At 45.9% G+C, this 20,397-nt stretch carries 22 protein-coding genes, 1 tRNA gene and 1 other annotated feature; of the genes, 15 read left to right on the forward strand and 8 right to left on the reverse strand.

What is annotated here, in order from left to right; translation table 11 throughout:
• The first annotated feature begins 7 nt into the window (after positions 1 to 7).
• Positions 8 to 337, forward strand: coding sequence for a carboxymuconolactone decarboxylase family protein (locus KAI37_RS08775; RefSeq protein WP_013309744.1), 330 nt, complete (start codon positions 8 to 10; stop codon positions 335 to 337).
• 143 nt (positions 338 to 480) lie between these two features.
• Here the strand turns inward: KAI37_RS08775 and KAI37_RS08780 are convergent, their stop codons facing one another.
• Positions 481 to 1,017 (reverse strand): YhjD family protein, encoded by a 537-nt coding sequence (locus KAI37_RS08780; protein ID WP_071640279.1) that lies wholly within the window; start codon positions 1,015 to 1,017, stop codon positions 481 to 483.
• Positions 1,018 to 1,239: 222 nt separating this feature from the next.
• On the opposite strand from KAI37_RS08780, the gene KAI37_RS08785 reads away from it, so the two are divergent.
• The 3 genes from KAI37_RS08785 to KAI37_RS08795 all read left to right on the forward strand — a co-directional run bounded on the left by KAI37_RS08785 (position 1,240) and on the right by KAI37_RS08795 (position 3,176).
• A tRNA-Leu gene (locus KAI37_RS08785) sits at positions 1,240 to 1,323 on the forward strand.
• Between the two features lie 279 nt (positions 1,324 to 1,602).
• Positions 1,603 to 2,115, forward strand: a complete 513-nt coding sequence (gene msrA / locus KAI37_RS08790) for a peptide-methionine (S)-S-oxide reductase MsrA (RefSeq protein ID WP_220031078.1) — start codon at positions 1,603 to 1,605, stop codon at positions 2,113 to 2,115.
• A 125-nt stretch (positions 2,116 to 2,240) separates the two neighbouring features.
• Positions 2,241 to 3,176, forward strand: coding sequence for a divergent polysaccharide deacetylase family protein (locus KAI37_RS08795; RefSeq protein ID WP_220031079.1), 936 nt, complete (start codon positions 2,241 to 2,243; stop codon positions 3,174 to 3,176).
• Here KAI37_RS08795 and KAI37_RS08800 read toward each other — a convergent pair.
• Positions 3,151 to 3,912 carry an N-acetylmuramoyl-L-alanine amidase gene (locus tag KAI37_RS08800; RefSeq protein WP_104495931.1) on the reverse strand — a complete coding sequence of 254 codons (762 nt, stop codon included), beginning with the start codon at positions 3,910 to 3,912 and terminating at the stop codon, positions 3,151 to 3,153. The genes KAI37_RS08795 and KAI37_RS08800 overlap by 26 nt on opposite strands.
• Positions 3,913 to 4,202: 290 nt before the next feature.
• Here KAI37_RS08800 and KAI37_RS08805 point away from each other — a divergent pair, with 290 nt between their 5' ends.
• Complete coding sequence (locus KAI37_RS08805) at positions 4,203 to 4,394, forward strand: YqzE family protein (RefSeq protein WP_220031080.1); 192 nt, start codon at positions 4,203 to 4,205, stop codon at positions 4,392 to 4,394.
• Positions 4,395 to 4,493: 99 nt separating this feature from the next.
• Here KAI37_RS08805 and KAI37_RS08810 read toward each other — a convergent pair whose 3' ends face one another.
• From KAI37_RS08810 to KAI37_RS08825, 4 genes are all read right to left on the reverse strand, one after another.
• The gene (locus KAI37_RS08810) at positions 4,494 to 5,750 is read right to left on the reverse strand and encodes a hypothetical protein (RefSeq protein ID WP_258383057.1); all 1,257 of its coding nucleotides are present in this window, start codon (positions 5,748 to 5,750) and stop codon (positions 4,494 to 4,496) included.
• A 58-nt stretch (positions 5,751 to 5,808) separates the two neighbouring features.
• A complete protein-coding gene (locus KAI37_RS08815; RefSeq protein ID WP_071640289.1) occupies positions 5,809 to 6,759 on the reverse strand; it encodes a YqhG family protein in 951 nt (316 codons plus the stop codon).
• Between the two features lies 1 nt (position 6,760).
• Complete coding sequence (locus KAI37_RS08820; protein ID WP_220031081.1) at positions 6,761 to 8,575, reverse strand: DEAD/DEAH box helicase; 1,815 nt, start codon at positions 8,573 to 8,575, stop codon at positions 6,761 to 6,763.
• A gap of 135 nt (positions 8,576 to 8,710) precedes the next feature.
• Entirely contained in the window at positions 8,711 to 9,550 is an 840-nt protein-coding gene (locus tag KAI37_RS08825) for a helix-turn-helix transcriptional regulator (RefSeq protein ID WP_220031082.1), read from the reverse strand.
• A gap of 163 nt (positions 9,551 to 9,713) precedes the next feature.
• Here KAI37_RS08825 and fabF point away from each other — a divergent pair, with 163 nt between their 5' ends.
• The 4 genes from fabF (at position 9,714) to KAI37_RS08845 (ending at position 13,411) form a co-directional block, all read left to right on the forward strand.
• Positions 9,714 to 10,952, forward strand: a complete 1,239-nt coding sequence (fabF, locus tag KAI37_RS08830) for a beta-ketoacyl-ACP synthase II (protein ID WP_023988058.1) — start codon at positions 9,714 to 9,716, stop codon at positions 10,950 to 10,952.
• A gap of 140 nt (positions 10,953 to 11,092) precedes the next feature.
• Positions 11,093 to 11,599, forward strand: coding sequence for a GNAT family N-acetyltransferase (locus KAI37_RS08835; protein ID WP_071640294.1), 507 nt, complete (start codon positions 11,093 to 11,095; stop codon positions 11,597 to 11,599).
• A gap of 20 nt (positions 11,600 to 11,619) precedes the next feature.
• Complete coding sequence (locus KAI37_RS08840) at positions 11,620 to 12,576, forward strand: helix-turn-helix transcriptional regulator (protein WP_220031083.1); 957 nt, start codon at positions 11,620 to 11,622, stop codon at positions 12,574 to 12,576.
• Between the two features lie 94 nt (positions 12,577 to 12,670).
• Positions 12,671 to 13,411 carry a zinc ribbon domain-containing protein gene (locus tag KAI37_RS08845; protein ID WP_076292577.1) on the forward strand — a complete coding sequence of 247 codons (741 nt, stop codon included), beginning with the start codon at positions 12,671 to 12,673 and terminating at the stop codon, positions 13,409 to 13,411.
• Between the two features lie 84 nt (positions 13,412 to 13,495).
• Here the strand turns inward: KAI37_RS08845 and KAI37_RS08850 are convergent, their stop codons facing one another.
• Positions 13,496 to 14,731: an MFS transporter gene (locus tag KAI37_RS08850; protein WP_076292697.1), complete on the reverse strand. Its 1,236-nt coding sequence runs from the start codon at positions 14,729 to 14,731 to the stop codon at positions 13,496 to 13,498.
• A gap of 194 nt (positions 14,732 to 14,925) precedes the next feature.
• Here KAI37_RS08850 and KAI37_RS08855 point away from each other — a divergent pair, with 194 nt between their 5' ends.
• Genes KAI37_RS08855 through KAI37_RS08870 form a run of 4 tightly spaced genes read left to right on the forward strand, consistent with a single transcriptional unit; the run spans position 14,926 to position 17,131 of the window.
• Complete coding sequence (locus tag KAI37_RS08855) at positions 14,926 to 15,513, forward strand: TetR/AcrR family transcriptional regulator (protein ID WP_220031084.1); 588 nt, start codon at positions 14,926 to 14,928, stop codon at positions 15,511 to 15,513.
• 21 nt (positions 15,514 to 15,534) lie between these two features.
• A complete protein-coding gene (locus tag KAI37_RS08860; RefSeq protein WP_076292578.1) occupies positions 15,535 to 15,927 on the forward strand; it encodes a hypothetical protein in 393 nt (130 codons plus the stop codon).
• A gap of 32 nt (positions 15,928 to 15,959) precedes the next feature.
• Positions 15,960 to 16,535 carry an O-acetyl-ADP-ribose deacetylase gene (locus KAI37_RS08865; protein WP_220031085.1) on the forward strand — a complete coding sequence of 192 codons (576 nt, stop codon included), beginning with the start codon at positions 15,960 to 15,962 and terminating at the stop codon, positions 16,533 to 16,535.
• A gap of 35 nt (positions 16,536 to 16,570) precedes the next feature.
• Positions 16,571 to 17,131 (forward strand): GrpB family protein, encoded by a 561-nt coding sequence (locus tag KAI37_RS08870; RefSeq protein ID WP_076292579.1) that lies wholly within the window; start codon positions 16,571 to 16,573, stop codon positions 17,129 to 17,131.
• Between the two features lie 176 nt (positions 17,132 to 17,307).
• Here the strand turns inward: KAI37_RS08870 and KAI37_RS08875 are convergent, their stop codons facing one another.
• A complete protein-coding gene (locus KAI37_RS08875; RefSeq protein WP_220031086.1) occupies positions 17,308 to 18,492 on the reverse strand; it encodes an aminotransferase class I/II-fold pyridoxal phosphate-dependent enzyme in 1,185 nt (394 codons plus the stop codon).
• Positions 18,493 to 18,536: 44 nt separating this feature from the next.
• Positions 18,537 to 18,775: a binding site (T-box leader), on the reverse strand.
• A gap of 190 nt (positions 18,776 to 18,965) precedes the next feature.
• Here KAI37_RS08875 and KAI37_RS08880 point away from each other — a divergent pair.
• Positions 18,966 to 19,574 (forward strand): DUF1349 domain-containing protein, encoded by a 609-nt coding sequence (locus tag KAI37_RS08880; RefSeq protein ID WP_220031087.1) that lies wholly within the window; start codon positions 18,966 to 18,968, stop codon positions 19,572 to 19,574.
• A 95-nt stretch (positions 19,575 to 19,669) separates the two neighbouring features.
• Positions 19,670 to 20,380: a DUF1361 domain-containing protein gene (locus KAI37_RS08885; protein WP_071640310.1), complete on the forward strand. Its 711-nt coding sequence runs from the start codon at positions 19,670 to 19,672 to the stop codon at positions 20,378 to 20,380.
• The last annotated feature ends 17 nt before the right edge of the window (positions 20,381 to 20,397 follow it).

A 20,397-nucleotide genomic window follows, 5' to 3' on the forward strand; every position in this document is an offset into this window, starting at 1 on the left:
TGTGTCAATGACGGTTATGGACGAAAAAGTACATGCATACAAGGATCAAATCAGCCATTTGGAAGATCAGTTGCCCGAGGTAGTTCATGCATATCATCGCTTTACTGGAGAGTGCTTTCAAGCCGGCAGCTTAGATGAGAAAACCAAGCAACTGATTGCGCTAGGCATTGGCTTATTTGCCAACAATGAAGTATGCACGTTTTATCACGTGGACGAGGCGCGGTCCAAAGGAGCAAGTGATCAGGAAATTATGGAGACCATTGCTGTGGCCGCAGCAGTAGGTGGAGGACATGCTCTAAGTCAAGGGGTTACGCGTGTACAGAAGGCGTTGCAATAAGGCGAATCATTAATTGATGAGCTTATGCTTCGTCATAGCGGTTATAGATCGAATTGGATATATGATGAATATGGAAAGGAGCTTCCGAGCACAGTTGGTGTCTGCGGAAGCTTTTTTTCTTTTTCATGTTTGTTGTGCGGGGATTATGCTCTTCTACTTGCAGCGAAAGTAGCAGGGCGAGACGTTTTACGCTTATAGGCCAAAGAGGATGTAACCAAACTTCGTTCAACGATGCGTAGAGGTTTGGAAGTTGAATTGTTTGGTAATTCGGGGCAATGTTTCTCTAGTAAAGGAAGGGCAGCTGTATGGGGCATAGAGGTTGGGAGCCCCAGATATGCTCGCATCCGCTCATACATTTCTTTGCGGAATGCTGGCATTCCCATACTGAACTGCTCTTGATTGCCTTTACTTATATAGGTGGCGTGAATGCCGGAGTGGTTTTGTTGTATGTCCAGAACATGAATGTGATATTTATTAAATTCATGTTTTATTTCAGACAGCAGGATTCCGGTACGATCTACACCTGCGTTAACCATTTCGACATAAAGATCAGGGGTTTTCAGCATACCGCTTTCTTCAAGAATTAGGCTGTCCCGCTCAAATACTTTTTGAATAAAGGTAAGGAGCAGATAACTTTTCACAAGAGACCATTCATGCTGAGTAGTATCTAAAGAGGTCATTACCATTCACCGCCTTAGGAAAATGTGATGATAATTCATAACCGATTGAAGAAAAGGAACTTTTGTTCCCGGGAACCTATGTTCTTATTTTAGTTTATTATTCCTTTTTTATCAAGAGAAAATTAACGAACATAAAAGGTTTGACATCTTGATATAGGCATGGTATGATCTATCTTGTCACTAAGAAAGATTGCTCTTTCGAGGATAAAAGACAACTTATATGCGGTCGTGGCGGAATTGGCAGACGCGCACGGTTCAGGTCCGTGTGGGCTAACCCCCGTGGAGGTTCGAGTCCTCTCGACCGCATCCATTAGAAAAGGTCTATAGAATTGCTCTCGTAGCAGTTTTAGAGACCTTTTTCTTATATTTCTGGGGATTTGCTCATAGTCTAAGCTGAACATGTTTCTTGTCTTCACGCAAACTATGGATTTCAATAAAGGATTCTGACAAATTACTTGATTTCATTTAAGTCAGGATTTTGCAAAATCCTCAAGTTTATAAACAATTCTTTTATAAGGTTATCTTTTAAGATATGATAGAAAATAACGCACTTTATGATGAAGTATTTGAAAGGTTGGATGTAAGATGGAGAAAGCAACTTTTGCAGGTGGATGCTTCTGGTGTATGGTGACTCCGTTTGAAGAACAGCCGGGCATTCATGGCATTGTGTCAGGATACACTGGAGGAACGATTCCCGATCCGACCTACGAGCAGGTTAAAACAGGAACTACAGGTCACTACGAGGTGGTGCAGATTACTTTTGAGCCTGAGCTGTTTCCTTATGAAAAGCTGCTCGAATTATATTGGCCGCAAACAGATCCTACCGACGAGGAAGGTCAATTTCAGGACCGAGGTACACAGTATAAACCCGCAATTTTTTATCATACAGAGCAGCAACGTGAGCTTGCGCAACAGTCCAAGGAGCAGTTGGCACAAAGTGGACGCTTTGATAAGCCAATTGTAACGGAGATCCTTCCTGCTTCGATTTTTTATTCGGCAGAGGATTATCATCAGGATTACCACAAGAAAAATGTGAAGCACTATAAGGAAGATCGGGCCCAATCAGGCCGTGATGAATTTATTGATAAGAACTGGTAAGCAGCTTTAATATACGTTTCTACGCACGATAAGGCAGATCAGGGAGTATTCCATGGATCTGCCTTATACATATTTAGACGAGGTTACTCACACAATGAAGGGACAGAGAAGGAGGCTGACCCGCAATGAGTACACGACGGAAGCTACACATGAGAAACATAATAAAAAAGGCTTTAAAGGCATCTCGCGGCCAGAAAGAGCCAACTTATGTACCTGTATTCCATTCAAGCTCTAAAATTCGGAGAACCGTAGTACTCTGTATTTCGGTATGCATGTTATTCATGGTCTATAGTACTGGTGTTGCAAAAGCATTAGACAAACAGGCCGTGCCGCAAAAGATGGTTGCCGTCATTATCGACGATCTGGGAAATAATATGAAAGGGACTGAGCAAATTTTAAATTTACCCGTTAAGATTACCGTGGCTGTGATGCCTTTCCTGCCTACAACCAAGCAGGACGCTATGGAAGCGCATAAGCGTGGTCATGATGTCATCGTCCATCTTCCGATGGAACCAAAGCAGGGAAAGCCCGAATGGCTTGGACCCGGAGCAATTAAGGCAAATATGACGGATGAAGAAGTACGCGCTAAGGTGACAGCAGCTATAAAGGATGTTCCTTATGCGATAGGAATGAACAACCACATGGGTTCCAAGGTCACTTCGGATAAACGCATTATGTCTATTGTTCTTGATGTTTGTAAGGAGCATGGACTATTTTTTGTCGACAGCCGTACTAATTATTGGTCAGTGGTGCCTGAACTTGCCGCTAAAAAGGGAATGCCACCAGTACGCAATGATGTTTTCCTGGATGATGTCCATACACTCGCTCATGTGAATCGGCAACTTACAAAAGTAGTTGAGTGGCTGGACGAGCACGATACATGCGTAACGATTGGGCACGTTGGCGTGTCTGGCATGTATACATCCTCGGCTCTTCATTCATCGGTTCCCAAGCTAAAGGAGCACGCCAAATTTGTGGGTATTAGCGATTTGGTGCGTGCTGTATGGGGATGGACTGGAGACCCAGCCACCAACACTACCATGCCGTCAGATGCGCAATAATGCCTTCGGCAACAGCTTCAGCAATGCTTTTTTGACCACGATCCTCGGAAAGCATAGCTCTGTCCTGTTCGTTACTTATAAATCCGGTTTCCACAATTACAGCGGGATGCTGGATTTTATTCAGAAGATAAAAGGGTTTTCCGTACACTGTTTCTCTATTCATGCAAAATAAGCGGTTTAATGAATGTTGAATCCGTTCAGCCAACAGATAGCTGCTGCCTTCATCCTGATACAGCACAATGGGTCCCCGTTTTTCGGTACGTTTGGTCCAATTGACATGCAGGCTTACAACCAAAGCGGTGGGCAGTTGTTCTGTTAGACTTTTACGTTGAGCCAGGTCTTTAAGGTGCCGGGATTTGGACTGCAACCAACGGTTATCGTCACTCAGTGCGTAGTCCTTGTCCCGATTCAGGACAGCAGGGTAGCCCTGGGAGCGTAAGATCAAGTACAGCTTTTGAGCAATGGCGAGATTGATATCTTTTTCCAAAAGCCCTTTATGACTTGTTCCACCATCCACACCGCCATGGCCTACATCAATCAGGACAACGGGCTTGGCAAAAGCGTGAAAGGACGAATGTACGTTGGATGGACCCTCTATATACTTGTTCGGTTCGCTATTCTTCTCGTTGGGCTGAGCAGCTATATAGGTAAATGGGGCAAATACAGCACTGCAAAGGATGCATAGACTCAACCCCAGCCCTTTCAGCCATATCTTGTTTAACTTTTTTTTTCGCACGTTCTATTCCTCCAGTGGACGAATTAATTGTTTACTGAAAAACCATGCATAACAGACATCAAATCTAATGCAGCGTAGCTGCCTTCAAACATAACAATTAGCCTTGAGGCAACTGTTATGTTGAAGATAGTATGTTCCATTTAAGGGAAACCATGCATAGTTATTCCCACAGGGGTTAGACCTTTTGGAAAATGAGCAAGCTAGTTGTATCTGCACCTAACGTGTAAATCCGATATTTCCAAGCAATGTGAATGGACATGATAGGGGCAGAATGGAGGAGGTCGTGGAGGATGGCGAAGAGTGACGAACTGGTGACGTATATTACGCAGCGGATTGTTCGCTATATGGAAACGCCGCGTGATGTCCGGCGCAGTCAAAAACAAGCCAGAGAGCCGTGGGTGAGCAAATGGTTTGGCATGTTGCCTCTGGCTCTGAAAATGTGGATGAAATCCACACGCAGAGAAAGAAAAGAGCGACATTAAACTCGCCAAAGAGACCACAAGAGGCATAGGGTATGCCATTTGAGGTCTCTTTTTGTGTTGTAGGGATCATTCCGAATCATTTTGCGTGTTTCTTAATAACTAAGAGTCCAAACGATAAAATTCACCAGCTGACAACAACTGTTTTAGTGGTACAAAACGGGAAAGTCCATTGTGGTGGGATAACGCATATAAAATGGGTTGGGACGGCTGATCTGGGGATATCCAAGACTGATACCCACTAATGGATAAGGGCCCTCCAAAGGCAAAATTGATACCTGTGGCAGAAAATATAATACGCGGTGAAATGCTCAGTGTATCCATAAATTGGGCTGTGTTACGGACAGTAAGTTTTTGCTTGGGTTGAAGCCAACCCAGATCGTCATAGGGATCAAAAGGAGCAGACGAGACTGTAACCGCTTGCGCCTGTGTTTTCAAAAAGGGTACAGATGAAGAGAATGCGTTGTTCTGAAGCTTATGTTTCCAACTCCCATCTGCCACTTCTACAGGTAACGGATCGCCAGTTACAGCATCAATACATATTTCGCTGCCTGTAGAGGAACGCACCAGCCAGTAGGCTAGTAACGGTTCCTCATACATAGGTGTGATTTGCAGCTTGTCGATAGATGAAAGATCAGTATCTGTGAGCGACACCAGGGATTGACGAAGTACAGCCATACTATAAGGCCCGCCCGGACCATTCCCGTATTCGTTGAGTTGAAATGCGCCATTGGAGTCTGATCCGATAATCAGGTAGCCGATGTATTCTCCCGCACGGTTTACTTGAACAAGCCAACTATGGGTTCCAGGTCCGAGCGGATGATAGCTAAGCTCAGCATCTTTCCACGAGGCAAAAGGGGGCTGCGACGATAGGGATTGTACCGTGTTGTCCGCAGTCTGTTTTACGTCTGCGGGCACGCCTTGCTCCTCAGTAGGAAAACTTGCTGAAACGTCACCCGGGGAAGGGGTAACAGGACTCGTGGAGTTCAATGGAGGAACCCACGAGCTTTCGTTGTAGAGAGACACCGAGTTTAAATTGTTGCCTTGTGCGACTGAGGGAGCCGCATGAATGGAAGTGAACGGACAGACTGTGGACAGGCCGATCAGAACAGCTGCGATCATACCTATGCTATAGTGCCCGGAATGACTCTTATTCAATGTAATCCACCTTTCTGTCGGCTTGATTGCCCGACGGAGGCATTCTTTTTTATCCAGCATACAGCCTGTCCGATAAAAAGACTGCTGCACCTTGTCGGCGTAAATGTCGTATCCAGGTTCGTTTTTTGCTGTCGATACATAGGAGACATGTTTAACCAAACTTGTGGCTACAGCAGCGGAAACTGATGTAGGCTGAAGCAAGATGTTACAAGCTGACGATACCTCTGCAACTTTCCTGCGAAGGAGCGAGAGATATCGGTTACCGCAGATGAAATATCCCGCAGTTAATGGCGGATACGAGTACCTTTGGCTCATATTGCCATACCATTTCTTTACGGCGGGCTTGATGCTGCTCTGAAATGGCTTCTTTTTTATCCTCTTCCTCTTTCTGCTCTTTGATTAGATCATCGTAGTAGTGGTCAATAACCTCCAATTCCTCGCGCAATCGTTCCTTCGCCTGCTCAGCCCAACCATAATCTTGCTGACGGAGTTGTTCAGTGAGGTAGCTTTCAAGCGAGGTAGAAGCTTCAGGGACAGATAGCTTGGCAGGCTGTACATGCATATTGCCCGCCAGCAGCGGGCTGAGCTGCCGGGTTTCGAGCATGGCGCCAAAATCGGTTACAATAGTGCCGCTTTTGAGCGAAATACCTAGCCACTGAAGTTCCTCACGCTTCAAATCGCAGGCGAATTCAATCTTATAGCAAATGCTGAGCCAAGCTTCATAGACTACGGGAGAGCGGGCAGACAGCTGACGGGCATCAGGCTGCTCAAACAAATAAACATATTTCCCTCCATCCCGTGCGGCTTCAAAAATTTGATGCAGCCGACGGCTTCCATATCGAAGCTCCTCCTGCAAAATACGTCCAGGTCCTAATTGTGGTAACGTTGGTACATGACCGAAGTAACGCCCCATGACCTGATCTTGTGCTGCGTTGCCTGATGCTGGAGTTGGTGGCGTATGATCCGCTAAACGTTCCTGTTCTGTGCGATAGGCTTCCCTATCAAAGATGAAAGTGAAGGACATCGTCTGCGCTGGAACGCCAGTACGCTCTACGTATCCCCAATAGTAGGGGCGGTTTGTTAAGGCTTTATCCGCTTCTGGAGAAAGCTTAACGGTTACATGGTGGGGCGACCTCTCGATGACACTACACCCGGTAGCTTCCAGATAGGTGTGGACAAAGCGTTGGACTTGCTGTGCATTCATGGTCAAACTAGCGACCTCCCTTCACACTGCGTCGAGCTTTGCCTGGAGAAACCGTATTGCCTGCTAAGCCTAATACATCCTCGGTGTTTGGCTGGTCTGTGCGCAGTTGTTCCATTTCCTGTTTGATGGAATCCAGCGAGTGACCCAGATTTTGCATTTTTTTGCGAATTTCATCATCGCTACTGGATTCAAGCATAATTTTATACAAACTTTTTTCAATGGATTCTTTCTTCTCAAACTTCTCCAGAATAACGTCCAATCCGCCAATGACCATCTCAAACATATTTATCTTTTCATGCAGCAGATGCAGAATATGCTCCTCAATCGTTCCAGTTGTGGACAAGTTAAAAATATTAACATCATGCGTCTGTCCAAGGCGATGTACCCGTCCGATCCGCTGCTCCACGCGCATGGGATTCCACGGTAAATCGAAGTTAATCATATGGTGACAAAATTGCAGGTTAATGCCTTCACCACCCGCTTCAGTTGCAATCATGACCTGAATGCGCCCACGGAACAGATCCATCATCCAATCCTTGCGTCCACGGTTCATACCGCCTCGGTAAGGAACAGCAGATAGGCCACGGTCACGGAAATAGTTCAGCAAATACTCCTGTGTGGCTCGGTATTCTGTAAAAATGATCACTTTTTCGTTCATCTGACGGATAAGCTCAAGCGCTTTTTCTGCTTTGGAATTGGCCTTGATCGCTTTAATGTGTGCAACCAAATCCCAGACACGATCGCGTAGAGGAGAGTCTGGGGCCATCTTTTTGGATAAATTGACCAGCGTCACGAACACAGCGTCCCGGCTGCTGCACACTTCCCGTTGAAGGGTGACGAGAGACAGCATGCTACTTAAATTTCCACCATTCGCCTGGTATTGCTCTTTGACAAAAGAGGTCACCCCATCGTACAGCGCTTGCTCTTCCGGCGAAAGTTCCAAGTGAATGTTAGAAACATTTCGTTTGGTGAATTGAACCGGGCCTTCTCCGCGACGATTACGGATCATGACTTTAGACAGCTCATCCTTGAGCTGATCTTCATTTTTAGGCAGACGTTTATCTACAACAAAGTTGGCTGAAAAATCGCCATGTCTTCCCAATTGACCGGGCTTGAGCAGTGTAATCAGGTTAAACAGCTCAGACAAATCGTTTTGTACAGGTGTTGCTGTTAGGAGCAAACAATATTTTTTACGCAGCTTCATAATGAACTGGTAGTTGGATGTCTTTTTATTTTTCAGCTTATGAGCCTCGTCTATAATGAGCAGGTCATAATCGGTATCTAGCAGGATGTTACTATGGGGCTCCCGCTTGGCGGTATCCATAGAGGCCACGACGACCTCGGAAGACCAAGAATACGCTTTCTTCTGGGCGACAGCGGGAATACCGAATTTGCTGTTCAGCTCACGCACCCATTGTAGGACCAGGGATGCGGGTACAAGAATAAGCACTTTGGAAGCCAGCCCGCGAACCAGATATTCTTTTAGGATCATTCCAGCTTCGATCGTTTTGCCTAGGCCGACTTCATCGGCAAGAATGGCACGTCCGGACATTTGAAACAGTACCTTCCGAGCGGTATCCAGCTGATGGGGTAGTGGAGTGAGGTCTTGCAAATGCTGTAGACATTGAAGCTCATCGAAGTTCGGCACCAGCTTGGCTTTTTCAGCCTCAATGGCCAGCTGATACAGATTCCAATCTCCCCAAGGGCCACCTTTGCGTAGGCGTTGCTCCAGCTCATCCTGCCAGCTTCGATCAAATTGCACCGGAACAGGCAGTGGCGCTTGATTGTGTATATGCGGGGAACTTGTCGATTTGGCTTTCATGATGATTCCCTCCCTCCTGGTAGTAGCACAGTTGAAGCTCTTGGTTCTGTCACATATGTGGCATCTATTTAGCACAGATCGTAGATGTAGTATGGACGGAAAAAGATATCTTCATAACAGGAGGGATGAAATCCTTTAGCTGCCTTCCATTAACTTTTGGAGTTTACTTTCCGTAGAGGTTTGCGCATTGGGGGTGTAAATGCTACAACGGAGATCAACACTGCCTTGTACCTGAAGAGAAGTCAGGTCAAATAGCATTTTGCCAGCCTTGGCATGTCGAAATTCAATGAGCACCTCCGGTGCGGAGCTTACTTCGCTCTGATTCCAAAGCTCGTTAAACTCTGGGTAGGCCTGGCTCATACTTTGTATAAATTGTGCATACCAGGGGTCTGTCACGTATTGCCCGTAATAAGCGCGGAAAATAGCAAGGAATCCCTTTACAAAGTGTTCCCAGTTCACGGCTAGACTTTTAAACTCCTTTTTGGTGAATAGCAGTTCAATCATATTGCGTTGCTCATGGGGTAGCTCGGCAAAATCCATAAAAACATGAGCAGCAGCGGCGTTCCAGCCGACAATATGACAGCGCCGATCTGAAATAATAGCAGGGCAGTAGTGTAGCTCTTGTACGATCTTTTGCAGAGAGGGGGAAATGACGGCTTGCTCTTCAGGAGCAGGAAGGCTGTGAGACCCGGCCTCGATCGCCAAATCATACAAATATTTGCGCTCGTCTGTGTTCAACTGCAATGCGGCAGCAATAGCATCCAACACAGAGGCGGACACCTTAATATCTCGTCCTTGCTCCAGCCAGGTATACCAGGTCGTACTGACACCTGCCAGTTGAGCGACTTCTTCTCTGCGCAAGCCTGGTGTTCTGCGACGTGATCCTTGGGGGAGACCGACCATATGTGGGTGTAGACGGGCTCTTTTTGTTTTTAGAAAAACAGATAGTGCTTCCAGACGTGCTTCCGTTTTCATAGGTATTTTCTCTCCATTCAATGGGTATATCCGAAGTGAGCAAATAATGCGTTTACTATAGTAGTGTTCATTATACCAGGATAAACAAACACTTGTAATAGGATAAGACAAGGTTAAAATGAGGATTATAAGTAAGTCACCGAGCAGGAGGAATGAATAGCTTATGCAAAGAGTAGTGATAACAGGTATGGGTGTCGTTTCCCCACTGGGTAATGAAGTGGACACGTTGTGGAAGAATTTGCTGGAAGGCAATTCAGGTATACGTAAAATTGATACATTCGATGTGTCCGATTTGAAAGCGCAAATTGCTGGACTGGTACAGGATTTTGATGCAGAAAAGCAATGGGGACGTAAAGATGCTAGACGAATGGATCGGTTTACTCAGTTTGCATTATATGCGGCAGAGCAAGCGCTCAAGGATTCCGGTCTGGAACTGGATCACACCGATTTGGAGCGTGTCGGTGTTTATGTGGGATCGGGAGTCGGCGGTTTGGATACGTTGGTGGACAATGTAGATGTGCTGCTACATCGTGGACCGGGTAGAGTTAGCCCAACGCTGGTACCTATGATGATCTCGAATATGGCTGCTGCTCAAATTAGTATCGCGTTTGGAGCGATGGGACCTACGCTTTCACCCGTGACGGCTTGCTCTATTGGGAATACAGCAATTGGAGAGGCGTTTCGGACGATTCGTACAGGAGATGCGGATGTCATTTTTGCCGGTGGGGCTGAAGCGGCGGTAACTAGATTGGCCTTGGCGAGTTTCGCTAATGCGACTGCCTTATCCACACGTAACGAGGAGCCTTCTATAGCAAGTCGACCTTTTGATCAGAATCGGGACGGCTTTGTCATGAGTGAAGGTGCAGGTATTCTGGTACTGGAGTCACTGGAACACGCTATCCGACGTGGTGCGGAAATCTATGGTGAGGTCATCGGTTATGGAGCCAGTTCGGATGCTTATCACATGGTTGCACCGCATCCCGAAGGAACCGGAGCTTACTTGGCGATGAAAGCGGCCCTGCGTTCGGCTCACATCTCCCCTGAAGAAGTGGACGTGATTAGCGCCCACGCGACGAGTACGTCTGTCGGGGATGTCGCTGAGACCCTTGCAATCCACAAGCTTTTTGGTGATTATGCCTATCAGATTCCGGTTACTGCGAATAAGTCCATGCTGGGTCATATGCTGGGGGCTGCGGGCGGTGTTGAAGCGATTGCACTTGTGCAAAGCCTGCGAGAAGGTATCATTCCGCCAACCATGCATCTGGATAATCCAGACCCTGCTTGCGATCTGGATTATGTGCCTCATGAAGCGCGAAAGGTTCCACTAAATATTGGGCTATCTAATTCTTTCGGCTTCGGTGGTCATAATGCGGTGATTGTGCTGAAGCGCTACGAGTCATAATTGTAAGAAGTTATTGAAACCTCAGGCATTCTATCCGGCTGGATAGAGCACCTGAGGTTATTTTAATCGAAGAATAACAGATTCATTTTAGAGAAGAGATAGAGTAAGATGAAGGAAAACATTTGGAGGGACGGGAAACCATGATTTTAATCAGGAACATACAACCAGCAGACGCTGAAACGTATTGGAATTTGAGACTGGAAGCCCTGCAAATGAACCCTGAAGCTTTTGGAACCTCCTATGAGGAAGCTGCACAAGTTCCATTATCTGATGTGGTGAAGCAGATACAAAATAAACGAGATCATTACATACTTGGCGCATTTACAAAGGATCATCAGCTGGCTGGTATGACTGGATTTAGAAGAGAGCAAAAAATAAAAACGCAGCATAAAGGAACGATTTGGGGAGTTTATGTACCATCGACTTACCGAGGTCAGGGGATCGCTAAAAAACTTTTATTGGAAGTCATCAGCCAAGGTAGAAAATTGGAAGGTTTGAAGCAAATTAACCTGAGTGTGGTAACTACCAATCAAGCTGCTGTTAAGCTGTATAGGAAGTTGGGATTTGAAACCTATGGTATAGAAAAGAATGCTTTAGAATATCACGGACAGGAATATAATGAGGAACTCATGGCTTATTTTTACTAAGGGTGAAAGGTTTTGAAAAAATGAAAATTGACCGATTACTTTCTATCGTCATTTTGCTGCTAAAGAAAAATAGAGTACAAGCAAAGGAACTGGCTGATTTATATGAGGTTTCGATCCGGACGATCTATAGAGATATTGAAGCGATTAGTATGGCAGGTATTCCGGTGGTGACTTATCAGGGAGCCAATGGGGGAATCGGTCTGATGGAAGGATACCGCCTGGATCGCAGTATGCTGACGGATAACGATGTCAAGGACATTGTGATGGGGCTGCAGAGTTTGTCCTCGTCGTTGGGCGGCCCAAATGTGTCGCGGTTACTTCATAAATTTGAAAGTATTATACCGGAGTCCGGGAAAGAGCGATTTAGTGTCCGAACCACACAGTTTATCGTCGATCATTCGGGATGGGGAAATCAAGCTGCACAGGAAGGCAAATTGAAAAAGGTGAAAGAAGCAATGAGCCAAGCGCGTACTCTCGCTTTTACCTATCGAAATGCAGAAGGAGCCATAACGGAACGAAATGTTGAACCGCATACGCTCGTTCTGAAAGGACAACAATGGTTTGTATATGCGTATTGTCCCGATAGGGAGCAGTTTCGTCTATTCAAACTCTCCCGCATGAGTGACCTTGTGGTTACAGAGACTGTTTTTGCTCGCAGGGATCTTTCTTATGAAGTGCTACCGTGGAATGAGGGACGGATGGAGGCATCCAGAGCCGTACAACCATTTACGCTACAATTTAACCGTAACTCAAGGCATTTGGCGGAGGACTGGTTTGGCGTAGAAGCATTGACCGAGCAGGAGGAAGGGATCTATACGGTTTCGGTCCCGTTTCCCGAGGATGCATGGGCGTACGGATTTATTTTAAGCCTGGGGCCGGATGTGGTTGTCAAGGAGCCAGCTCATTTACGAGACAAGATTCATAAGATGGCGTTGCGTATTGCGTCTAATTATGAAGAAGTTCGGGAATTATCTTAGATTAAGTAAAACAAACCTGACCCATAGTTGTCAGGTTTGTTTCGTTATACTGGTGGCATACCTGATATCAGTTAGCGAAAGGGGATTTACGAGGATGGATAAAGCTTGTCAAAGTTGCGGGATGCCGTTGGAGCATGAGGACCAATATGGAACGGATGCACAACATCATAAAACGGATGAGTATTGCAAGTATTGTTACAAGGAAGGCGAATTTGTACAGCCTGAATTGACTATGGAGGGAATGATTCAGCAGTCTGTGCCTTTCCTGGTAGAGAAGGGAATGCAGGAAGAAGAAGCGACTTCGATGCTGCGTAATTACCTGCCGTTTTTGAAACGATGGCGGTCCTCAGAGGATACGGGGCTTACACTGGATGGACCCATTCGGGAAGAATATCGAGGTGAGATCCGTTTGATTGGGTTGAAAGCACGTACAAGTAATCAGAATGAACAAACATCTCACGGGATCATTCCAAACATGTGGGAACGTTTTTGGAGTGAGGACGTGCCTGGCCGGATAAAGGAAAAAGCAGAACATGCATCTGTCTATGGTTGCTATACTGACTATGAAAATGGAGCTTTGGGCGAGTATACATTTTTTATCGGGAAGGAAGCGGCTGTAGATTTCCAGACTCCTGACGATCTTGAAGAACTTGTCATTCCGGCTGCACGCTATGCTATTTTTCAGGCAACTCAGGAACCCTCTTCTGTCTTCCGTGTATGGCAGACGATTTGGGAGTGGGCTGCCATGGGACAAGGGGAGCGGACATATACAGGTGATTTTGAAGTGTATGGCAGTCCAGATGAACCTGTTTTGATTTATATTGCAATCAAGTGATGATTTTGTCGTGACAGAAGAGAACCGCCTGGCCATTATTGTGGACCAAGCGGTTTTTTCTGATTCAATCAATAGCAGTCCCCTTCAAGTTGAACGTCGAGTTACAGCCCAAAAGATGAGAGCCAGAGCACTGACACCAGCTCCTAATAGACACACCCCGTTCCATCCGGCATAGATGTACATATGAGTGGAAGCAATGGCCCCGGTGGCGCTACCGATGGAATAAAATATCATGTAGCCTGCAGTAAGTCGGCTCCGTGCCTCAGGGCGAACATTGAAAATCAGGCTTTGGTTGGTGACATGTACAGCCTGTACGGCCAAATCCAAAAGTATTACGCCAAGAACTAAAGCGAACAAAGAATGCTCGGTGTAGCGGATAGGTAACCAGGATAGCAGCAATACAACTAGTGCGATACCCGTTGTCCGTTGTCCCAAGCCCTGATCGGCAAGACGCCCTGCTCGTGCTGCTGCTAATGCCCCGGCGACTCCAGCCAGGCCAAAGGCTCCGATGGCTGTATGTGAAAGAGATAGAGGCGGGGCACTGAGAGGTAACACAAGCGAAGTCCACAATATGCTGAATGCCGTAAAAATGAGCATCGCAAGGACAGCACGAATGCGCAGAATTCGTTCTTGCACGAACAGTACGATAACCGAGCGGAGTAGCTGCGGATAGGAAAGTGTCACACTTGTGGGTTCGTTCTTTGGCAACACCCGCAACAGAGCTACAGCCATAAACAGCGTAAGTATAGCAGAAACAAGGTAAACTGAACGCCAGCCTGACAGATCAGTTAATACACCGGCCACGGTTCGTGCCAGCAGAATGCCGATAACGACTCCACTGGTCACCAGACCTACGATACGCCCACGTTCAGTCGGATTAGCCAAGGTAGAGGCGAAAGCCACGAGTGTTTGAGTGACTACAGCCAGCAGTCCAACTATTGCCATTCCCATAAGCAGTATTGTACGGGTAGGAGCAAAGCTAACCACGATTAGTGCCAGCACGGATAGCAGCATTTGCCCTGTAATCAGTCGCCGTCGATTCAAAAGATCGCCAAGCGGGACGAGCAGCAATAATCCCAACGCATAACAAATTTGCGTGATGGTAATGACCATGCCTACCGATGAGTGCGTAATGCCAAATTCGTTTGCCAGCGCATCCAGCAATGGCTGTGCATAGTAAATGTTAGCGACAGCCAGCCCGCAGGCTATGGCAAACAAGAGTGCCACAGATCGGGACAAGGAGGGAATGGGGGCTGTTTCGGCAGCATTTGCTACCGTTTGATGAGGGAGGAGTGCCGCTTTTTCTTCTGACGTCTTCATTTTCACATACCACGTCGCTTTCTGTAATTTACATACCGTTGAGTATAATATACCGATTGGTATGTAATGAATTTAGGTCAATATAACTCGTGCATATATATAATGTCAAGAGTTTATCAGTACATATTTGACAGTTTCTTTTCCTGATCATACAATCTTAATATACTGAACGATATGAAAAGAAGGAGCTGCTTATGGTTCGACCACGGGAATTTGATGAAGATCAAGCGTTGAATGCAGCGATGCAAATTTTTTGGGAAAAAGGATTCGAGGCTACATCTTTAAGCGATTTAACCTCCAAAATGGGAATTCAGCGCCCTAGCATTTACGCTGCTTTTGGAGACAAGAAGCAATTATTCGAAGCTGCGCTGCGCAAATATACGCAATCCCACGCTGCTTATGTACGCTCTAGACTACAAAGCAATTCTTCTGTAAAAGAAGCGTTTTACAATTTTTTTGGAGGAATCGTGGCAGAAGAGTACGAGAATGGGTCTAATAAGGGATGCTTTTGTATTAATGCGATGGTAGAACTAGCCCCTCATGATGAGAAATTTGAAATTTTAACCAGAGAACATCAGATGTATCTTTCTGCCGTCTTTCAGGAAACCCTTGAGCGTGGTATACGATCAGGAGAGCTGGAGGCTAGCATGGACGCACGAGCTCTGGCCCATACGATGGTCTCTTTGTTAATCGGGATTACCGTGATGATGAAATCACGTCCAGCGCGCTCTTTTGTAGATCAGGCGGTTGCAACTTTACTTATATTACTGGATGGGAAATAGAGATGAAGGGAAGAAGCAGGGATGCCACAGATAAAGGCCGTTCAAACCCCGATTGGAGCATTGTATGGACGAGATGCGATCTATTTGGACCATGTGCATATGAATTATTCGAAGAAGGAGCTAGTTTTGAAGGGAGAGATTAATGGGGGGCTGGCAACGGAAGCAACAGATGGTTTTGTACCCTACGAACTAATATTCACAGAAGTCTACTACTTCAACATGATTGAACTGGACGTCGCTTTGCACCTGTCTGATCGGGAATATATGCAGGGCAGCAGCTTTGATGAGCTTATAGATACGCCGTTATTGGCTACAATAGCAAGCGCACGGGGGAAAAATCTAAAGCACCTCATGCTGAAAACCTATGACGATATTGTAGAAATTGCCTGTGGAGATTATAAGATGACTATATAAACGAGTTTATTTTTAGAAGAGGAGCAGGATCAATGAATACCCAAATTGAACTATTAAACGTGAAAATACGTGTGATGCAAGGGGATATTACCCGTTGTAAGGCGGACATTATTGTCAATGCAGCAAATACAAGCTTGCTGGGTGGCGGTGGCGTAGATGGCGCGATTCATAGGGCTGGCGGTCCGGCTATCTTAGAAGATTGTGTAAGTATCAGAAACAAGCAGGGTGGATGTCCCGTAGGAGGCGCGGTCTATACAACAGCTGGCAAGCTGGATGCCCAATATGTTATTCATACCGTCGGCCCTGTGTGGAATGGTGGCGAACATCGGGAAGAGGAGCTATTGGCTAAATGCTACCATAATGCACTCCAATTAGCTTTAGAACTGAATGCACGAAGCATCGCCTTTCCGAATATCAGCACAGGCATCTACCGTTTCCCGAAAGAAAAGGCGGCGGATATTGCTATACAGGAAGTGACACGTTTTGTACGTGAATATGCAGCTTTGAATGAAATTATTTTTGTTTGTTTTGATGCGGAAAATGCTCAGTTATACAGCCGTAAGTTACAAGATGGTGTTAAGAATATTCAAAAAGATATAGTTGAATGAGAGAATACATGCGTGGAAATTAGGGGGGATCATGAATGCATGAGGAGCAAAACCAGGAACATTGGCCGGTGTGGGCTACGGAGCCTGTAAAAATAGTGAATCCTGATCCTGCCTGGTCAGAGCAGGGCTTAAAGATCATTCACCAGTTGCGCGAGTTATTACTGCCGTTTAAGGTGACGGAAATCGAACATATAGGAAGTACGGCAATTCCCAATCTTTCCGCTAAGCCCATTATTGACATTATGGCAAAATTAGAATCTTGGGATCAACTGGAACAGATCGTATCTGCTTTACAACCAGCAGGCTGGAACTATGTTCCACCAGAATTGGACGATCGGGAATGGAGAAGATTTTTGGTTAAAGTGGAACAGGATCAAAGAAAGGGACATCTGCATCTCATGCTGAAATCTGATGAGCATTGGGATCAGCAGCTATTGTTTCGGAATCGACTTCGTGAACAGCCTGAGCTGATTCAGCAATATGATGTATTAAAAAGACGGCTGGCGATGGAAAATCAGCATGATCGTGAAGCATACACGGAGGCCAAGACTGATTTTGTGCAAAACGTTCTGAATACCGGACATCCTAAAGATTAGGACGACCGGACTCCCGGGTACTTTCCGACCAAGCGCCGAAATCTCCGACATTTGTTATTGCCGTGTAGGGGAATGGCCGGAAGGCTTGCCAGCACACCAGAAAAAGCTTATTCAGAAGCTGCTAAAGTAACTTTCATCCAGTACTCATGTTCATTTCATGATAGGAAAGATCGTATTTATAGACGTTTCAGGAATGCGCTGATGCGTTCCAAAGCCAATTCCAACTGTTCTCGTGATGATGCATACGAGCAACGGATAAAGCCCTCGCCGCCTGGGCCAAATGCGGAACCGGGTACAGTGATGACTCCTTCTTCGTCCAGCAACCGCTTGGCAAACTGCTCTGAGCTTAACCCTGTGTGCATAATGGAGGGAAAAGCATAGAAGGCACCGTTTGGTTCGTGACATGGCAGTCCTGTCTGACATAGGCCTTCCACGAACCATTTTCTACGCAGATTGTAGGATTCCATCATACGATCTTTTTCCTCCAGCCCGTTACGCAGGGATTCAATTGCGGCAATTTGCCCGATAATAGGAGCGCACATGGCGGTATATTGATGAATCTTCAGCATAGCTGAAATCAACTCTCTTGGGCCGCACACGTAGCCGACCCTCCAACCTGTCATCGCAAATGCTTTGGAAAAGCCGCTGATGAGCAGGGTGCGCTCTTTCATTCCCGGCAGAGCAGCGAAGCTTACATGCTTCTGTCCATAGGTCAATTCAGCATAAATTTCGTCTGATATGACGACAAGATTATGCTCCTCAACCAGGCGGGCAATCGGTAGCCAATCCTCATAGGTCATCACCCCACCCGTCGGATTATTCGGATAACAGAGAATAAGTACTTTGGATCGTGGAGTCAGCTTGGCTTGGAGTGCCTCAGCTGTCAGCTTGAACTGCTGATCCGCAGAGGTTTCAACCGTTACGGTATGTCCTCCGTTCAGAAACGTGATGGGCGAATACGAAATATAACATGGAGCTGGAATGAGTATTTCATCGTGTGCGGTGATCAGGGCACGTAGTGCCAAATCCAGTGCTTCACTGCTGCCAATGGTAACCATGATTTCATCTGTCGGGTTGTAGGGTGTGCTGAAGCTGCTCTCCAGATATCCGGCAATCTCCTCACGAAGCTCGGGAAGACCAGCATTCGGTGTGTATGATGTTTTACCATTTTCCAGTGCTGTGATACAGGCCTTTCTGACATGTTGAGGGGTTACAAAGTCAGGTTCACCGACACCAAGCGATACAATATCTTTTCTGCCTGTACTATATTCGAAAAACTTACGGATGCCTGAAGGTGGCATTTCCCGTACAGCTGGAGTCAAAAAATCGGTTATTGATACTGCTGTCGATACATTTGTCATGATGATTTCCTCCTTTTTGAAAAACAAAAAAAACCCGCCCCTGTAAAAGGGACGAGTTTATACCCGTGTTACCACCCTAGTTTCATTCCATAGGAAATGACACTCTGTTCACGTATCCATCAATACGTGTTCCGGTTAACGCTGGAAAGGCGGCAGAGCTTACTTCAGGTTCAGCCCGCTTCTCAGAGATGGCGTTCGGCTACCCTCGGAATGTTGGCTTTCACCTGCCCCAACTCTCTGCAAATCCGCTGTATAGCTTACTCGTTCTCGTCATTGAAATTTGTTACCGTATCAAGTTAGGTGTAATTATAAGCACAACATTTCAGGATGGCAAGTCTTTTTTTTAATAAACTTTAAAGACACATCATCATCATTGACGACTGGAAAATAACGTATATAGTGGTATCAAGGGGATTGTGCCCCAGATTTCAATGTGTTAAATGACTATATTGCCAGAGAGGAATGGTATCCATATGAACGTATTTGAACGCTTTAGCGGTAAAGTTTTGCCGGCGGATTGGAGCTGGATCAATGAGCCGGCTGAATGGAGATTCGATGATTCCAATTCTTTGCAAATTTCTGCACCTTCACAGGCAGATTTCTTTAGGGATCCGTCAGGCGCAGCCACTAAATCGTCCGCACCCTTTTTGCATACAACGCTTCAAGGTGACTTTACAATATGGACGAGGGTCCGTGTGGATATGAAGCAGCCTTATGATTCAGGATGCTTGATGCTGATGGCGAATGATACCCACTGGGCTAAGCTATGTTTTGAGTATTTTGAAAGCACTCCATCTATTCTTAGTGTGGTCACTCGGGATACATCCGATGATTGTATCTCTGGGGCGATGGACGTGTCCAATCCGTATTTACGAGTGGCACGAGCTGGAAATTGCTTTGCATTCCATTATTCATCAGACGGTCAGCATTGGAAGCTGGCGAGATATTTTGGTATGAATGTTCCTAACCAGCTAAAAGTTGGAGTTGTTGCTCAATCCCCGGTGGGGGAGGGCTGTGCTGTTACCTTTGATGCCATGACGATAACAAACCATGTATCCGAGGACATACGAAACGTGGAGTAAATAGACAAAGGCTTTCTCTATAAGTATGAAAGCGCTATAAAATAGGATTTAAAAAGACGTATATACGCATACTCAGGCAGGAGGTAGATGGAAACTTGCTGTTAAGAAGGAAAGGCTACAAGCTGCCCAGTTTGTTGGGAGTGCTACTTGTAGCTACGTTGGGCTGTTTCGGACTCATTATGTATTTACAGTCCACAAGCGGAACGAGGATGTATCAATTTCTGTATTGGGATATATTCCTGGCCTGGGTTCCGGTCTTTATCACTCTGGGAATGATGGCTTTATCCAGACTGCAAAGTACAAAAGTGAGAAGTATTCTTTTATTTTTCTCTTCCATTGTATGGTTGTTTTTTCTGCCGAATGCTCTCTATTTGGTGACTGAGTTACTTCATGCGTTTCGTTTTTACGATGTGAATCCTGATACACGTTTTTGGTTGAACACACAATTTTGGTTAATCTTATTTACGTCTTTTTCAGCAGCAGGGCTTGGCCTTTTTCTTACATCCCTTTGTGTATTGGTAATCCACCATATGTTGAGGAGGATTTGTTCAGGTGGGCTCGCATGGGCTGTAGTTTTTGTGTTGTTGTGGCTGGCCAGCATAGGCGTATATATTGGCAGATTTGCTCGCTGGAATAGTTGGGATGTATTATTGCAGCCACTGGTGCTCCTTGCGGATATTTGGAGATGGGGAGTACATGCAGGACCAAGGCTTCATTTGCTGTCCTTTTGCTGGCTGGTGTTTGGGATAGCAGTCATTTTTTATTTATTGATCTATATCTCTTTAAGTGAGGATCAGGATGTTTAGGCCGAGGACATGTATTC

It is taken from the genome of Paenibacillus sp. S25 (assembly GCF_019454085.1).
In the GTDB taxonomy this organism is placed as follows: Bacteria; Bacillota; Bacilli; order Paenibacillales; family Paenibacillaceae; genus Paenibacillus; species Paenibacillus polymyxa_B.

What these genes read in the sequence shown, in the direction of transcription:
- KAI37_RS08780 (WP_071640279.1), bottom strand. Translation starts at nt 1,017, where the DNA reads ATGACCTCTTTAGATACTACTCAGCATGAATGGTCTCTTGTGAAAAGT.
- KAI37_RS08855 (WP_220031084.1), top strand. Translation starts at nt 14,926, where the DNA reads ATGGTTCGACCACGGGAATTTGATGAAGATCAAGCGTTGAATGCAGCG.
- KAI37_RS08850 (WP_076292697.1), bottom strand. Translation starts at nt 14,731, where the DNA reads ATGAAGACGTCAGAAGAAAAAGCGGCACTCCTCCCTCATCAAACGGTA.
- KAI37_RS08825 (WP_220031082.1), bottom strand. Translation starts at nt 9,550, where the DNA reads ATGAAAACGGAAGCACGTCTGGAAGCACTATCTGTTTTTCTAAAAACA.
- KAI37_RS08805 (WP_220031080.1), top strand. Translation starts at nt 4,203, where the DNA reads ATGGCGAAGAGTGACGAACTGGTGACGTATATTACGCAGCGGATTGTT.
- msrA (WP_220031078.1), top strand. Translation starts at nt 1,603, where the DNA reads ATGGAGAAAGCAACTTTTGCAGGTGGATGCTTCTGGTGTATGGTGACT.
- KAI37_RS08875 (WP_220031086.1), bottom strand. Translation starts at nt 18,492, where the DNA reads ATGACAAATGTATCGACAGCAGTATCAATAACCGATTTTTTGACTCCA.
- KAI37_RS08845 (WP_076292577.1), top strand. Translation starts at nt 12,671, where the DNA reads ATGGATAAAGCTTGTCAAAGTTGCGGGATGCCGTTGGAGCATGAGGAC.
- KAI37_RS08860 (WP_076292578.1), top strand. Translation starts at nt 15,535, where the DNA reads ATGCCACAGATAAAGGCCGTTCAAACCCCGATTGGAGCATTGTATGGA.
- KAI37_RS08820 (WP_220031081.1), bottom strand. Translation starts at nt 8,575, where the DNA reads ATGAAAGCCAAATCGACAAGTTCCCCGCATATACACAATCAAGCGCCA.
- KAI37_RS08865 (WP_220031085.1), top strand. Translation starts at nt 15,960, where the DNA reads ATGAATACCCAAATTGAACTATTAAACGTGAAAATACGTGTGATGCAA.
- fabF (WP_023988058.1), top strand. Translation starts at nt 9,714, where the DNA reads ATGCAAAGAGTAGTGATAACAGGTATGGGTGTCGTTTCCCCACTGGGT.
- KAI37_RS08795 (WP_220031079.1), top strand. Translation starts at nt 2,241, where the DNA reads ATGAGTACACGACGGAAGCTACACATGAGAAACATAATAAAAAAGGCT.
- KAI37_RS08775 (WP_013309744.1), top strand. Translation starts at nt 8, where the DNA reads ATGACGGTTATGGACGAAAAAGTACATGCATACAAGGATCAAATCAGC.
- KAI37_RS08870 (WP_076292579.1), top strand. Translation starts at nt 16,571, where the DNA reads ATGCATGAGGAGCAAAACCAGGAACATTGGCCGGTGTGGGCTACGGAG.
- KAI37_RS08835 (WP_071640294.1), top strand. Translation starts at nt 11,093, where the DNA reads ATGATTTTAATCAGGAACATACAACCAGCAGACGCTGAAACGTATTGG.
- KAI37_RS08840 (WP_220031083.1), top strand. Translation starts at nt 11,620, where the DNA reads ATGAAAATTGACCGATTACTTTCTATCGTCATTTTGCTGCTAAAGAAA.
- KAI37_RS08880 (WP_220031087.1), top strand. Translation starts at nt 18,966, where the DNA reads ATGAACGTATTTGAACGCTTTAGCGGTAAAGTTTTGCCGGCGGATTGG.